The organism is Streptomyces sp. DSM 110735, assembly GCF_016482685.1.
In the GTDB taxonomy this organism is placed as follows: domain Bacteria; phylum Actinomycetota; class Actinomycetes; order Streptomycetales; family Streptomycetaceae; genus Streptomyces.
Window position 1 is genome coordinate 391,847 of record NZ_JACYHF010000001.1, and the last position, 14,849, is coordinate 406,695.

General features: G+C 69.9%; 11 protein-coding genes. 4 read left to right on the forward strand and 7 right to left on the reverse strand.

Translation table 11 applies throughout. The features are described 5' to 3' along the window. Positions 1–337: 337 nt before the first annotated feature. The 3 genes from IF655_RS01765 (at position 338) to IF655_RS01775 (ending at position 3,342) form a co-directional block, all read left to right on the forward strand. Positions 338–1,411: a ParA family protein gene (locus IF655_RS01765; protein WP_199581859.1), complete on the forward strand. Its 1,074-nt coding sequence runs from the start codon at positions 338–340 to the stop codon at positions 1,409–1,411. Then, on the forward strand, positions 1,408–2,496 hold the full coding sequence (locus tag IF655_RS01770; RefSeq protein ID WP_199581604.1) for a ParB/RepB/Spo0J family partition protein: 1,089 nt from the start codon (positions 1,408–1,410) through the stop codon (positions 2,494–2,496). The genes IF655_RS01765 and IF655_RS01770 overlap by 4 nt, the downstream gene beginning before the upstream one ends. A 228-nt stretch (positions 2,497–2,724) precedes the next feature. Then, the gene (locus IF655_RS01775; protein WP_199581605.1) at positions 2,725–3,342 is read left to right on the forward strand and encodes a GNAT family N-acetyltransferase; all 618 of its coding nucleotides are present in this window, start codon (positions 2,725–2,727) and stop codon (positions 3,340–3,342) included. 61 nt (positions 3,343–3,403) lie between these two features. Here the strand turns inward: IF655_RS01775 and trxA are convergent, their stop codons facing one another. From trxA to IF655_RS01810, 7 genes are all read right to left on the reverse strand, one after another. Beyond that, the gene (gene trxA, locus IF655_RS01780) at positions 3,404–3,736 is read right to left on the reverse strand and encodes a thioredoxin (protein ID WP_199581606.1); all 333 of its coding nucleotides are present in this window, start codon (positions 3,734–3,736) and stop codon (positions 3,404–3,406) included. A gap of 42 nt (positions 3,737–3,778) precedes the next feature. Beyond that, positions 3,779–4,750: a thioredoxin-disulfide reductase gene (trxB, locus tag IF655_RS01785; RefSeq protein WP_199581607.1), complete on the reverse strand. Its 972-nt coding sequence runs from the start codon at positions 4,748–4,750 to the stop codon at positions 3,779–3,781. 183 nt (positions 4,751–4,933) lie between these two features. Further along, positions 4,934–5,809 (reverse strand): anti-sigma factor, encoded by an 876-nt coding sequence (locus IF655_RS01790; RefSeq protein ID WP_199581608.1) that lies wholly within the window; start codon positions 5,807–5,809, stop codon positions 4,934–4,936. Then, positions 5,806–6,549, reverse strand: coding sequence for an RNA polymerase sigma factor SigM (sigM, locus tag IF655_RS01795; RefSeq protein ID WP_199581609.1), 744 nt, complete (start codon positions 6,547–6,549; stop codon positions 5,806–5,808). Before sigM ends, IF655_RS01790 begins: the two co-directional genes overlap by 4 nt. A gap of 25 nt (positions 6,550–6,574) precedes the next feature. Further along, complete coding sequence (locus tag IF655_RS01800; protein ID WP_199581610.1) at positions 6,575–8,296, reverse strand: protein kinase family protein; 1,722 nt, start codon at positions 8,294–8,296, stop codon at positions 6,575–6,577. Between the two features lie 117 nt (positions 8,297–8,413). Then, entirely contained in the window at positions 8,414–10,675 is a 2,262-nt protein-coding gene (gene murJ / locus IF655_RS01805) for a murein biosynthesis integral membrane protein MurJ (protein WP_199581611.1), read from the reverse strand. Between the two features lie 46 nt (positions 10,676–10,721). Continuing rightward, positions 10,722–13,088 (reverse strand): DUF6049 family protein, encoded by a 2,367-nt coding sequence (locus IF655_RS01810; RefSeq protein WP_199581612.1) that lies wholly within the window; start codon positions 13,086–13,088, stop codon positions 10,722–10,724. Positions 13,089–13,350: 262 nt separating this feature from the next. Here IF655_RS01810 and IF655_RS01815 point away from each other — a divergent pair, with 262 nt between their 5' ends. Beyond that, positions 13,351–14,817, forward strand: a complete 1,467-nt coding sequence (locus IF655_RS01815) for a CCA tRNA nucleotidyltransferase (RefSeq protein ID WP_199581613.1) — start codon at positions 13,351–13,353, stop codon at positions 14,815–14,817. Positions 14,818–14,849 lie beyond the last annotated feature (32 nt).

A 14,849-nucleotide genomic window follows, 5' to 3' on the forward strand; every position in this document is an offset into this window, starting at 1 on the left:
ATCGCTGGAGATGGGGTGTGCCCCGGGACGGAGAGCCCCGGGCACACCCCATCTGTCGTGTTCGGGCGGCGTCCTCCCGTGTTTGGGCGGCGTACTCCACACAAGCTGCCAAAGCCGGGCGGGTCGGAGTGTCGCGAGGACCCGGTCGCCGTGGCTGGGCATCGTGTTTCACGTGAAACGTCGCTCACTGCTGCACGGCATCATCGGCCGGAGTCACGCTGCGGCCGAACCCAGGGACCGGAAGCCGCTCGGTTCACTCGGAGAGGTACCGCAGGTGTCCACAGAGGTGGATTTCTCCACAGAAGGCCAGGGCTCACTGGTTCGCGGCACCGAAGGCATGGGAGGCTCTGTTCATTGCGAGCCTGAAGTCGAGGAGAGTGAATCCGTGCGGTCCGACGCCAATATCGCGGGACCGATGACCGATCCGGTCCCCGGTCCCCGAACCGAGTCGATGGGGGCAGATGTTTCACGTGAAACACCGCCCCCGATGGACGACACTCCCATCGGTCGCGCTGCCCAACTAGCGGCGGAGGCCCTCAGCCGCGCCGGAGAGGGCCTGCCGAGGCCCGAGCAGACCCGCGTCATCGTGGTGGCCAACCAGAAGGGAGGCGTGGGCAAGACGACGACCACCGTCAACCTTGCCGCTTCGCTGGCGCTGCACGGCGGCCGGGTCCTGGTGGTCGACCTCGACCCACAGGGCAACGCGTCCACGGCACTGGGGATCGATCACCACGCGGAAGTGCCGTCCATCTACGACGTCTTGGTGGAGAGCAGGCCGCTCTCCGAGGTCGTCCAGCCGGTCCCGGACGTCGAGGGTCTGTTCTGCGCCCCGGCCACCATCGATCTCGCCGGTGCGGAGATCGAGTTGGTGTCCCTGGTGGCGCGCGAGAGCCGACTCCAGCGCGCGATCCAGGCGTACGAACAGCCGTTGGACTACATCCTCATCGACTGCCCGCCCTCGCTGGGCCTGTTGACGGTCAATGCGCTCGTCGCCGGCCAGGAGGTCCTCATCCCCATCCAGTGCGAGTACTACGCGCTGGAGGGGCTGGGACAGTTGCTGCGCAACGTCGATCTGGTGCGGGGTCACCTCAACCCGACGCTGCATGTGTCGACCATCCTGCTGACGATGTACGACGGCCGGACGCGTCTCGCCTCCCAGGTCGCGGAAGAGGTCCGTACCCACTTCGGCGACGAGGTGCTGCGGACGAGCATTCCGCGCTCGGTCCGTATCTCCGAGGCTCCCAGCTACGGGCAGACGGTACTGACCTACGATCCAGGTTCGAGCGGGGCCCTCTCCTACCTTGAGGCGGCCCGAGAGATCGCGCTGAGGGGTGCGGGAATCGGCTACGACCCGACCCACGCCCATGTCGGCACCCAGAACGACCGGAACATGGTGGAGGGGTCACAGTGAACGAACGACGGAGGGGGCTGGGTCGTGGTCTCGCCGCATTGATCCCCGCTGCCCCGACCGAGAAGAGCCTGGCGTCCAGCGCGCTGGGCAGCGCGGCACCCGCGTCTCCCGCAGCGGCTCCGCTGCTGACCGCCGACCGGGGTACCGCCGAGGCGCCCACTGTGCCCGGGCCCACCCAGGAACTCGAGGACTCCCCTGCGAACCCGGTGGCGGAGCTGCCCGCCCCGCCGATGGGCGCCTACTTCGCGGAGATCCCGCTCGACTCCATCACGCCCAACCCGCGTCAGCCCCGCGAGATCTTCGACGAGGACGCGCTGCGCGAGCTGGTGACCTCCATCCAGGAGGTCGGACTCCTCCAGCCCGTCGTCGTGCGCGAGCTGGGCGGGGACCGCTACGAGCTGATCATGGGCGAGCGCCGCTGGCGCGCCAGCCGCAAGGCGGGACTGGAGGCGATCCCGGCGATCGTCCGCGCCACGGAGGACGAGAAGCTCCTCCTGGACGCCCTACTGGAGAACCTGCACCGCGCCCAGCTCAACCCGATCGAAGAGGCGCACGCCTACGATCAGTTGCTCAAAGACTTCAACTGCACCCACGACCAGTTGGCCGACCGGATCGGGCGCTCCCGCCCCCAGATCTCCAACACGCTCCGTCTGTTGCGCCTCTCGCCGACCGTGCAGAAGCGCGTCGCGGCCGGAGTGCTCTCGGCCGGTCACGCCCGGGCGCTGCTGTCCGTCGAGGACTCCGAGGAGCAGGACCGGCTGGCGCACCGGATCGTGGCCGAGGGACTGTCGGTGCGCGCGGTGGAAGAGATCGTGACCCTGATGGGCTCGCGGCCGCAGAAGACCTCGCGCTCCAAGGGTCCGCGCGCCGGAGCCCTGGTGTCCCCCGCCCTCAGCGATCTGGCCACGCGGCTGTCGGACCGCTTCGAGACCCGGGTGAAGGTGGACCTCGGGCAGAAGAAGGGCAAGATCACCGTCGAGTTCGCCTCGGTCGAGGACCTGGAGCGCATCCTCGGCACACTCGCCCCCGGCGAGGGTCCCCTGCTTTCCACGGGTCTCCAGGAGGACGAGGAGCAGGACGCCTGATCCACGGCGGCCCTGCCGACGACAGCGCGGGGAGCGGATCGTGTCCGGTCTGTACCGGAACACGGTCCGCTCTTTGCTTTGAGCCGGTATCGAGGGAATCGCATCGTGGATACGATGCGAACGGGTAGGGCGCAGCGGTCGGCGGATTCGCCGATGGGCTGCTCGGGAGACGGAGCGCTCTGACAGCCGCTCGCGCTGCACGGCCTTAGGAAGCGAGGAACAGCCTTCATGGGGCGTCGGCTCGTACCGCTCACGCTGGACAACCTCAAGGACCTTCCCCAGCGCTGTCGCTCGTGCGTCTTCTGGGAACTAGACCCCGTCAGCGGAGAGGCCGCGGTGAAGGCGGGGACAGCCGCGGGCGAGAAGGAGGCGTGGATCTCCGCCGTTCTGCTCGACTGGGGTTCGTGCGGCCGCACGGTCTACGTGGACGACGTGCCGGTGGGCTTCGTGCTCTACGCACCGCCCGCCTATGTGCCGCGCTCGGCGGCGTTCCCCACCAGTCCGGTCTCGCCGGATGCCGTACAGCTCATCACCGCGTTCGTGCTGCCCGGCTATCAGGGACAGGGGCTCGGCCGGACACTGGTCCAGGCGGTCGCCAAGGATCTGCTGAGACGCGGCTTCAAGGCCATCGAGGCGTTCGGCGACACTCGCTGGAAGGAACCGGCCTGCCTCCTCCCCGTGGACCATCTCCTCGCGGTCGGCTTCAAGACGGTACGGCAACACCCGCAGCATCCCCGGCTGCGGCTGGAGCTGCGCTCGACGCTGTCCTGGAAGGAAGACGTGGAGATGGCCATCGACCGGCTGCTGGGGGCCGTACAGAAGGAGCCCGCGCTGCGGCCGTTGTAGCGGGATGCACGAAGGGGCCGGTCCTCATCAGGACCGGCCCCTTCGTGTTTCACGTGAAACGTCACTCGGCGATGAACTCTTCGAGGTCGCGCACGAGCATGGCCTTCGGCTTGGCGCCGACGATCGTCTTGACGACATCGCCACCCTGGTAGACGTTCAGGGTCGGGATGGACATGACGCCGTACTTGGCGGCCGTGTTCGGGTTCTCGTCGATGTTGAGCTTGACGACCTCGATCTTGTCGCCGTACTCGGCGGCGATGGCCTCGAGGGACGGAGCGATCTGGCGGCAGGGACCGCACCACTCGGCCCAGAAGTCCACCAGGACGGGCTTGTCGCTCTTCAGCACGTCCTTCTCGAAGTTGTCATCGGTCACGGTCTTCAGGTTGCCGGCCACAGCGGGCTCCTCTTTTCTGCTCGTACGGTGGGGGTGGGGAGGTCAGACGGCCGCGGTCTTCTCGGGCTCGGCCTGGTCGGTGTCCAGCAGCGCGGCCAGGTAGCGCTCGGCATCGAGGGCAGAGGCACAGCCGGTGCCGGCCGCGGTGATCGCCTGACGGTAGGTGTGGTCGACGACGTCACCCGCGGCGAAGACGCCGGGCACGTTGGTCCGGGTCGAGGGAGCGGCGACCTTCAGGTAGCCCTCCGCGTCCAGGTCGAGCTGTCCCTTGAACAGCTCGGTGCGCGGGTCGTGACCGATGGCGATGAACAGACCCGTGACGGGCAGCTCCGAGACCTCGCCCGTCTTGACGTTGCGGAGCTTGAGACCGGTGAGCTTCTGCTCGCCGAGGATCTCCACGACCTCGCTGTCCCAGGCGAACTTGATCTTCGGGTCGTTGAAGGCGCGCTCCTGCATCGCCTTGGAGGCGCGCAGGGTGTCACGGCGGTGGACGATCGTCACCGACTTGGCGAACCGCGAGAGGAAGGTGGCCTCCTCCATCGCGGTGTCGCCGCCGCCGATCACGGCGATGTCCTGGTCCCGGAAGAAGAAGCCGTCACAGGTGGCGCACCAGGAGACGCCGCGGCCCGAGAGGGCGTCCTCGTTCGGCAGCGCGAGCTTGCGGTGCTGCGAGCCCGTGGCGACGATGACGGCCTTCGCGCGGTGGACCGTGCCCGAGGTGTCGGTGACGGTCTTGATCTCACCGGTCAGGTCGACGGACACGATGTCGTCCGGGATCAGCTCGGCGCCGAAGCGCTCGGCCTGCGCCCGCATGTTGTCCATCAGGTCGGGGCCCATGATGCCGCTCGGGAAGCCCGGGTAGTTCTCCACCTCGGTGGTGTTCATCAGCGCGCCACCGGCGGTGACGGCGCCTTCGAACACCAGGGGCTTCAGGGACGCGCGCGCTGTGTAGAGCGCCGCCGTGTAGCCTGCGGGCCCGGAGCCGATGATGATCACGTTACGGACGTCGCTCACGGCTTGTTTCCTCGTCTCTGGTCTGTGTCAGTCGACCGGTGAAAGCCCCTTTCGGGACTCCCACCCCACCCAACCGATCCTACGGGCCGCGCATTCCCCCGTTGCCCGGGCGCACGGAGGCGGCATGGGGAGCCATCTACTCTCCCGGATGACCGCAGGGGACCGAATGACGCGTGTGACGCCTCAGTTGCGTGGGAGGGACTGCTTCAGCAGGACGTCGCCGGAGGAGGCGGGCCGGTGCACGGTGCAGGAAGCGTCTACGACATAGACGAGAACACGCGTGCCGTCCGCGGTGTCGGGAAGCACGACCAGATAGGCCCTCCTCCCGGCGTAGGTGCCCGTCTTGGCGGCGAGCACGTCGTTGCGGGAGTCCACCGCCTGCCGTACGCAGTAGGGCACCGGGACGGCGGTCTGGATGAGGGTGTTCGCGCTCTGCGTCGGCCCGCCCGGCGAGACCGTCGCGCTCTCCTCGCGCGGCCGCTGGGTGCCCCGCTGAAGCCCCTTCTGCGCGGTGAGGAGACCTTTCACCTGGCTCTGCACGCTGGCCCCGGAGAACGTGGTGACGGCCGGGGCGGGCTTGGTGCGGGCGGAGGTGTCGGGGGAGTCGTTGCCGAGCGACTGAAGAAGCAGGGAACCGGCTCCCACTACGGCAGCGGTGAGGACGGCGCCGAGCGCGACGGTCCGGCGGCGACTGCGGCCGCGTTCCTTGCGCCCGGGACCGGTGGCGGCGGACGGACGCCCAGTGGGGCGTCCGGGTGCCGATGTTTCACGTGAAACCTGCTTCTCGGTTTCACGTGAAACATGCTGAGGGACGTTTGCTTCAGCGGCCAGGGCGGCGTCGATCCGGTCCGCGACGTCCTGCGGCATAGGCGGCGGCTCCGGCACACTGCCCAGCAGCGTCCGGATCTCCTCCAGGGACGCCTGGACGTCGGCGCACTGCTCGCAGCCCTCCAGATGCCGACGGAGGTCTGCGCTGCGGGTCGGCGCGAGGATGCCCTCGGTGAGGTCGGAGAGCTCGGTGACGTCCGGATGCCCGGCCGTGTCTGTCGAGGACGTCATGCCCGTCCACCTCCGCCCTTCACGACGGCCGAATCGCTCGGTCCTGTGTCCTGTGACCCGGCACTGCTCTGTGAGCCGTCACCCGGAGAATCTGTCGCAGGTGGGACGGATGCCCCGTGCACCCGGTTCCGTCCTGACGCGGGTTCTTTCCTCTCACCCGGGGCATCGGGACGCAGATGGGTGAGCAGTGGAAGAAGTCTGGCGCGACCCCGGGCGCAACGGCTCTTCACCGTCCCCGTGGGCACGTCGAGAATGCGCGCGGCCTCGGCCACCGGGTAGCCCTGCATGTCCACCAGGACCAGCGCGGCGCGCTGCTCCTTCGGGAGCGTCCCCAGCGCCTGGATGAGCTGCCGGTGCAGGTCGTTCCGTTCGGCTGGGGCGGAGGCGGACTCGTGCGGCTCCAGCAACTGCTCCAGCCGCTCGGTGTCGTCCACCGGCGCCGTCCTCCGGGAGGCGGTCTTGCGGGCGCGGTCCAGGCAGGCGTTCACCGTGATGCGGTGCAGCCAGGTCGTGACGGCCGACTGCCCCCGGAAGGTGTGTGCGGCCCGGTAGGCGGAGACCAGCGCGTCCTGGACCGCGTCGGCGGCTTCCTCCCGGTCCCCCAGCGTCCGCAGGGCCACGGCCCAGAGCCGGTCCCGATGCCTCCGGACCAGCTCGCCGAAGGCATCGGGGTCGCCGTCCACGTGCTGGGCGATCAGGTCCTGATCGCCCACTTCCTCGTATCCGGCGCCCTGCGCCATCTGCCCCCTCCGGCCGGACGAGACGTCAGCCCGTGAATCGGACTTCGGTGATGGCCTGCTTGTAGCCCGCCATCGAATACGAGGCCGCGTCGTAGCCGGACTTCGGCACGGCGGTCAGCCACACGAGGACGTAACGCGTCTTCACCGACTTGCCGGGCTTCACCGTGGCGGTCGTGCCCGAGGTGGTGACGTCGCCGATCCGCTTCATGGAGTCCAGCGACGGCGGTGTCAGCGAGTCGGCCGCGTACAGCTCGACCGTGGTGTGGTCGCCGCCGTAGCGGAGCCCGACCGTGGCCGCGTCGAGCTTCTGGTCGGACCCGAGGTCGTACATGATGCCGACGCCGGGCTTGTAGGGAGCGATCACGGGACCTTCGTTGAAGGACTTGGTCCGCCAGAACGTCGACGTGCTGCCGTCGTAGGTCTTGCCGACATCTCCGGGGTGCTGCGCGTCGCCCTTGGCGACGAACTCCTGGGCTCCCTGGATTTTTATCGGCTTCGGGATCGCCTTGGCCGCGTTCTTGTCGCCGCTGTCCTGCGTCTGGGTGTTGTTGCCGTCCTTCGGCTTGTCGCCCTGGCCCATCAACGCCTCCGCCAACTGCCAGCTACCGAGACCGAGCGCGGCGATGAGGAGGGCGGAGACCGCCCACTTCAGCGCCTTGCCGGTACGGCTCTGCAACGGAGGGGGCGGCGCCGTGAGCGGCTGGGTGAGGCCGGGACCGGCCGCGGGACGGCCGTACGTGCCCTGCTGGTACGTGGTGCGCTGGTACTCCGGCGGGGCGGTGAACGCGGGCTCCGGCGGGCGGATGCGGGGCATCTCGCCGATCGCCTTGACCAGTTCCTCCGGCGTGGTGCACGGGGACTCGTGCCGGGAGGCGGTGGCACCGTCGTTGACGAGCGCCCGCATCGCCAGCTCGGACAGCCCCCGGTGGACGCCCGCGCGCACCTGGTCGGGTGCGACGAGACCCACGTCCTTGGGCAGCCCGGTGAGGCCGTAGGCGTCGCTCTCGTACGGCCAGCGCTGCGTCAGCGCCGCGTAGAGCAGTGCGCCGATCGCCTCGGTGTCCGTGCGCTGCGGGGTGTCGGAGGAGATGCCGCGCAGCGCCGCGTTCACGGCCAGGCCGCGGATGCGCCACTGTCCGGTGGAGGTGCGCAGCACGGCGTTGGGGTTCAGCCGCAGATGGGCCAGGCCGTCCCGGTGCGCCGCCGCCATGGCGGACGCGAGCTGACTGACCATCTGGTAGGCGTCGTGCGGCTCCAGCGGGCCCGTGGCGAGCAGCGTCGTCAGCTCGGTGGCATCGGGCAGCCACTCGTGCACGACGTAGACGAGGTCGTCCTCCTCGACCGCGTCGAGGACCTGGACGAACCGCGGGTCGCCCAGGAGCGCCGCCGCGCGGGCCGCCGCCAGGACGGAACGGGCCCGAGGGTGCTGGGCCGGCAGAATGTGCACGCCGACGGCGCGACGAAGTTTCTCGTCGACCGCACGCCAACTGCTGAATCCGTCCAGACGGGTGACGCACTCCTCGAGACGGTAGCGTCTGGCCAGCTTGTGACCGCTGTGCAGGTCCGGGGGCGCGGGCGTCGTTGCGATGGTCTCCGTCCCGCTGTTCCCCTGTGCCTCGGTGCTGTCCGTGTCCAGCTCCAAGTTTTTGGCCGTCCCGTCGGACGTGGACTGGCCCGCCTTGGCGGTCAGTGGCTGCTCGCCACTGTTGTCTGCCACGTCGACGGCAGCCGTGCTCCGTTCCGCCACCGTCGTCCCTGCCTCCCCATCCGTTGCACGCTGTCCGACGCCGAAACCAATTGTGCCCACAGTCCGCCGCTATGCACGACACGCGGCGACGGACGATGGTTGTGCGCCTACCCCGCCTCAGCGTCCCAGACGCCCGCGGACCATTCCCACGAGCGAGTTGAGTTCCTCGATCCGCATCCTCCTCGCGGCGACGAAGAAGATCCCAAGCAATACCGCACCACCGACCACGAGCGCCACGAAGGATCCGAACACGCCCTGGCCCAGAGTGTGCCCGATGCCGTAGCAGGCCGCACCGCTGAGGAGTGCCGCGGGCACCGAGGCGATGCCGAGCCGCGCGTAGGTACGCAGCACCCGGGAGCCGTCCAGGTCGCCGCCCAGGCGCTTGCGCAGCCGCCGCCAGGCGACGCCGACACCGATGGCGTAGGCGAGACCGTACGCGGCCGCCATGCCCGCGACCGCCCAGCGGGACGGCAGCAGGACGAAGCAGAGGGCCGAGGCGCCCGCGTTGACCACCGCGACGATGACGGTGTTGTAGAAGGGCGTCCGGGTGTCCTCGTAGGCGTAGAAGGCGCGCAGGACGACGTACTGCACCGAGTACGGGATCAGGCCCAGACCGAAGGCCATCAGCATGTAGCCCATGTTGGTGGCCGCGCCGGTGCCCGAGGAACCGAAGATCAGCGTGCACATCGGGATGCCGAGCGCCAGGAAGCCGAAGGCGATGGGCACGATGGCCACGGCGGTCGTCCGCAGACCCTGCGAGATGTCGTCGCGGACCGCGCCGGCGTCGCCCTCGGCGGCCGAGCGCGAGATGCGCGGCAGCAGCGCTGCCATCAGGGACACCGTGATGATGGCCTGCGGCAGGCCCCAGATGAGCTGGGCGTTGGCGTAGGCGGCGAAGCCGGTGCCCTTGGCGTCCGAGTCCTCGCCCGCCGCGGTGGAGAGCTGGGTCACGATCATCGCGCCGGCCTGGTTGGCGAGCACGAAGAGGACCGTCCACTTGGCGAGCATCGCGGCCTTGCCCAGGCCGTGGCCCTTCCAGTCGAAGCGCGGGCGGATACGGAAGCCCGTCTCCCGCAGGTAGGGGATCATCGCCAGGGCCTGCACGACGAGACCGAGCAGCACGCCGATGCCGAGCAGCCGCTGGCCCTCCACCGGGATGTTGGCGACGGTCATGTGGGAGTTGGCCGAGGTGCCGTAGACCCAGATGAACGTGCCGAGCGTCACGATGATGACGATGTTGTTCAGCACCGGGGTCCACATCATCGCGCCGAACTTTCCGCGCGCGTTGAGGATCTGACCCATCACCACGTGGACGCCCATGAAGAAGATCGAGGGCAGGAAGTAGCGGGTGAAGGTGACCGCCACGTTGTCGGCCGCCGGGTTGGTCGCGACCGAGTCCGACAGCAGGCGGACCAGGAGCGGGGCGGCGAACATCGCGACGCCCGTGAGCACGGCGAGCGCCACCATCACGAGGGTCAGCAGCCGGTTGGCGAACGCCTCGCCACCGTCCTCGTCCTCCTTCATGGCCCGCACGAGCTGAGGCACGAAGACGGAGTTCAGACCGCCGCCGACGGTCAGGATGTAGATCATCGTCGGGAGCTGGTAGGCGACCTGGAAGGAGTCACCCAGGAAGCCCAGGCCCAGCGCGGAGACGATCAGCGCCGAGCGGACGAATCCGGTGAGGCGGGAGACCATTGTGCCCGCCGCCATGACGGCGCTGGAGCTGAGCAGACCGCCCTTCTTGGGCGCGGCGGCAGGGGCGGGGACCGCGGGAGCCGCGGCGGGCCCCGAGGGCCCGGGCACCGGGGCGGGCGGCTGCGTGCGGTTCCCGGGTGCGGGAGGCTGCGTGCCGCCCGGTCCTGCCTGGCCCGGTGCCGACGGCCCGGAGGCGGTCCGCGCGCCCGTGGCCGCTGCGGCGCCGCCGTGCTGCTGGTCCTTCAGCAGATGCGCGAAGGCGTCCGGCTCGTGGTACTCCTCGCCGGAGTGCGAGACCAGGTCGTCCACGCCCACGAACTGGGTCGTGCGCGGGTTGTCGCCGTACGGCAGGTGCTGGGTGGCGTCGCCGTCCGGCTCGGGAGCCGGGGTGTTGGCCCACACGCGGGGGTCGGGCGCGTACGGCGACTGGGAGGGCTGGGCGTACAGCGGCCGATCGTAGGTGCCCGGCGGGGGCGGCGGGTGCGCGGCGCGGTCGTAGAGCGCCTCGGCGACCGGGTCCTGGGCGGACAGGTCGCGCTCCCGGTAAGGGTCCTGGTCGTAGGCGTCCTGGAGGTACATGTCCGCCGCGGGCTGCGGCGGCACCTGGCCCGGCTCGGGCGAGGTCTCGGGGTGGCCCGAGCCGGCGGCGCCCTGGCCACGGTCACCGTCGTACGGCGCGTTCATGGTTACCCCACCTCATCGTCCCGGGCCACACCGGCCACGACATCGCTCAACGGTCCACTCTCTCACCCGTGCCGGACGGGTCGGCGCTTTCCGGTGCGGTGTCCGGTGAAGGGTCACTCGGCTGGTCCGGCGCGTCCGCCCCGGCGGGGGAGGCGGACTCCGCCGCAGGACTGTCCTCGGGGGTGCCGGGCTGCTCGGGCGCGTCGTCGGCGCCGTCCTCGGCCGTGCCCTCCTGCTCGGCCCGGCGGGCCGCCGCGCGCTTGCGCTGGGTGTACATCCGGAACCCGGCGAGCACCAGCAGGAGCACACCGCCGCCGATGACCAGCATCACGGTAGGCGTGACCTCGGTGACCTTCACGTCGAAGGTGACGGGGTCGCCGTACTCCTGGCCGTCCTCGGTGTAGAGCTGCGCGATGACACCGACGCGGCCGTTGGCGTTGGCCGAGGTGGTGAACTTGACGGACTGGCTGTGGCCACCGGAGACGTCGACGCGCTGCTCGTAGTACGCCTTGCCGCCGATCTTCAGGCGGGTCGGCATGGTCGAGGTGAGCCGCAGATACAGGTGACCGACGGGCTGGACGAGGTTGTTCTGCACGGTGACCGGGATGGTCGCGCTGCGCCCGGAGAGCTTGGTCTCCGACTTGTCGATCAGCTTGACCTGTTCCGCGAGGTCGTCGAGCCAGCCTTCCACGCCGCCGCGGAAGCTGTCCCCGTCCGCGCGGTGGCCCCGCCACGACGTGGACATCCCGCGGTCTATGGCCAGCCCGAACGGCGTGACCACGCGGGACTGGTCCGAGAGGATCACCTGGAAGTTGTCCAGCTTGTCCTGCGTGCGCGCGATCTGCTCGAAGGCCGACTTCGGCAGCTCCTGCCTGCGCAGCGAGGAGGGGTAGGCGGAGGTGGAGGGGATGCGCGTGGTGGCGTTCGGGTCGGGCTTGACCTTGGCCGCCGCGCTCAGACCCTGGGCCTCGGACCAGGTGCCGCTCTGGAGCGCCGTCAGCGCCGTCGCCATGGCCTGGGCCTGGCTCGCGGTGGGCGTCCGCTGCGGAGCCACCACGATGCTGCGCTGCTTGTCCGTCTGCGCGTTCACCTCAAGGCTCTGGGCCAGGAACTCCTGCACGGCGAGCGTGGAGGAGTCCGCCCTGGTCAGATCGCCTTCGAAGGCAGTGGACAGCCGGGCGTCGGCGACCACCGCGGTGGTGCCGCCGCCGACCGGGCGGGCGGCGGACGGCGTGTAGGACAGCCCCGAGTTCTCCCGGAGGCTGTCACTGCGGGCGATCACCCGGTCCGCGCCGGCGGAGGTGGCGACCTTCATGATCGACGGGTCCACGGCGCCCTCGACGGGCCAGGCGAACTCGGTGCTCGGCGTGACATGGAGCACGGTCTTCACGGTCGTGGCGGCGACGTCGGTCGCGTCCTTGAGGTGGCTGAGCGAGCCGGTGACGCTGGTGCCGGTGTGGGCGAGCGAGGCCAGGTCCGGGTCACCGAAGGGCAGCGCCACGACCTCCTCGCCCGTGACGGCCTTCTGGAGGTCGGCCAGCCACTGCCGGGCGATCTGCTGGTGCTCGCGGGGGCCGGGCGTGGTGGTGTCGCCGGGCGCGGCGATCCGGTAGCCCTTCGCCATCGCCTCCACGGAGGCCAGCAGGTCGGGGTCGATCACCCAGGTGATGTCGAGGTCCTTGCCCAGCTCCACCATCTGCGCGAGACGGCCGCCGGGCGCGATCTCCTTGGCCAGCTCGTCGTCGCGGAACACCGGCGTCTGCGACTCGCCCGCACCAGTGCGCGCGGTCATGCGGACGGAGGAGATCAGCGGCCACAGGAACGTGGTCTTGGTGGTGGAGTCGGCGTCCGAGGGCTGCCAGGGCAGGAAGGTCCGCTCGACACCGAGCACCTGGTCCCAGGGCCGCGCCGAGGTCTGGCCGGACACGGCGACCCCGAACGTGTAGACGCCGTCGCCCTTGAGGTCGAGCTTGTCCACCGGGACGGAGATGCTGAAGTGCTCGGCGATCCCGGGGATGAGCTTGGGGAACTTCTCCGTGTACTTGCCGCCGACCTCGGTCCCGGTGCCGCCCTGTAGGGAGTGCGGATGCCGGGCGATCGCCTCGACCGCCGAGCGCGTGTTCAGCAGTGGGCCCAGCCGCACGCCGACGTGGGCGCCGGTCACGGTCTGCTTGCCGTTGTTCGTGACGGTGCCGGAGACGGTCACCGTGTCGCCGTCCGTCGGCGCGCTGGGGCTGAGCGAGTCCAGCGCGACGGAGACCGAGTCCGACGACGCGGCCTGCGCGGGCGACGCGGCGGAGAACTGGAGCAGCCCGGCCACCAGCGGCGCGCCCGCGAGCAGCGCCCCGGTGCGCCGCAGCCACCGGCGGGCAGGTGAGGCACTGGTCCCCTGGAAGTCTGCCGCCTCGGCCACGTGCTAACCCGTCTCTCGTCGTCAGTGGTCGTCGGAATGTGCGTCCCCGCATGGTAACGATGACCGCTGAGGGGAAGTGCCGCGGACCGCTCCCCAAGATCGGGTACGGCGATGGCCTGTCCCCTATATCCACTATCGGGCGCAGCAGTGGCGTACGCCGCAAGAACTGCTCCTTGTGCGGGTATGCCGGAGGACGCCGCCGACGGCTGCCGCCGGTTAAGGAGGCGCGGCCGGTCGGCCGGGCCACGTACCCTTTTCTGTTGTGCCGAACCCCAACGAAGACACTCCCGCTGCCCTGAGCCAGGTGCAGCAGCGCGCGGTGAGCGAGCTGCTGCGGGTGGCTCCCGTCGCCGACGACCTGGCCCGCCGTTTCAAGGAGGCCGGGTTCTCGCTCGCCCTGGTGGGCGGCTCGGTCCGTGACGCGCTGCTCGGCCGGCTCGGGAACGACCTGGACTTCACCACCGACGCGCGCCCCGAGGACGTCCTGCGGATCGTCCGGCCCTGGGCGGACGCCGTATGGGAGGTCGGGATCGCGTTCGGCACGGTCGGCGCGCAGAAGGACGCCCGCGTCGGCGACACCGACCGGCGCTTCCAGATCGAGATCACCACCTACCGGTCGGAGGCGTACGACCGCACCTCGCGCAAGCCCGAGGTGTCGTACGGCGACTCCATCGAGGAGGACCTGGTCCGCCGCGACTTCACGGTGAACGCGATGGCCGTCGCGCTGCCGGAGAAGGAGTTCATCGACCCGCACGGCGGTCTGGAGGACCTCGCGGCCCGTGTGCTGCGCACTCCTGGCACTCCCGAGGAATCCTTCTCGGACGACCCGCTGCGCATGATGCGGGCGGCCAGGTTCGCCGCGCAGTTGGACTTCGAGGTGGACCCCGGCGTGGTCACCGCGATGACGGAGATGGCCGGACGCATCGAGATCGTCTCGGCCGAGCGCGTCCGGGACGAGCTGAACAAGCTGATCCTCTCGGCCCACCCGCGCAAGGGTCTGACCCTCCTGGTCGACACGGGCCTCGCCGAGTACGTCCTGCCCGAGCTTCCAGCGCTGCGCCTGGAGCGTGACGAGCACCACCGGCACAAGGACGTCTACGACCACACGCTGATCGTGCTGGAGCAGGCGATCGCGCTGGAGGAGAACGGCCCCGACCTCACGCTGCGGCTGGCCGCCCTGCTGCACGACATCGGCAAGCCGCGCACGCGCCGCTTCGAGAAGGACGGCCGGGTCTCCTTCCACCACCACGAGGTGGTCGGCGCGAAGATGACCAAGAAGCGCATGACGGCCCTGAAGTACTCGAACGAGCTGGTCAAGGACGTCTCGCAGCTCGTCGAGCTGCACCTGCGCTTCCACGGCTACGGCACCGGCGAGTGGACGGACTCGGCCGTGCGCCGCTACGTCCGTGACGCGGGCCCGCTGCTGGAGCGTCTGCACAAGCTGACCCGTTCCGACTGCACCACGCGGAACAAGCGCCGGGCTGCTGCGCTGTCCCGGGCCTACGACGGCCTGGAGGAGCGCATCGCCCAGCTTCAGGAGCAGGAGGAGCTGGACGCGATCCGCCCGGATCTCGACGGCAACCAGATCATGGAGATCCTGGGCGTCGGACCTGGTCCCGTCATCGGTCAGGCGTACAAGTTCCTGCTGGAGCTGCGGCTGGAGAACGGCCCGATGGAGCACGAGGCGGCGGTGGCGTCCCTCAAGGAGTGGTGGGCCGGCCAGAACTGAGGTCGGTCGAGCGTCCCTGTTTCACGTGAAAC

Coding starts and splice junctions, on each gene's coding strand:
- IF655_RS01790 (WP_199581608.1), bottom strand. CDS start 5,809: ATGACGTCCTCGACAGACACGGCCGGGCATCCGGACGTCACCGAGCTC.
- IF655_RS01775 (WP_199581605.1), top strand. CDS start 2,725: ATGGGGCGTCGGCTCGTACCGCTCACGCTGGACAACCTCAAGGACCTT.
- murJ (WP_199581611.1), bottom strand. CDS start 10,675: ATGAACGCGCCGTACGACGGTGACCGTGGCCAGGGCGCCGCCGGCTCG.
- sigM (WP_199581609.1), bottom strand. CDS start 6,549: ATGGCGCAGGGCGCCGGATACGAGGAAGTGGGCGATCAGGACCTGATC.
- IF655_RS01765 (WP_199581859.1), top strand. CDS start 338: ATGGGAGGCTCTGTTCATTGCGAGCCTGAAGTCGAGGAGAGTGAATCC.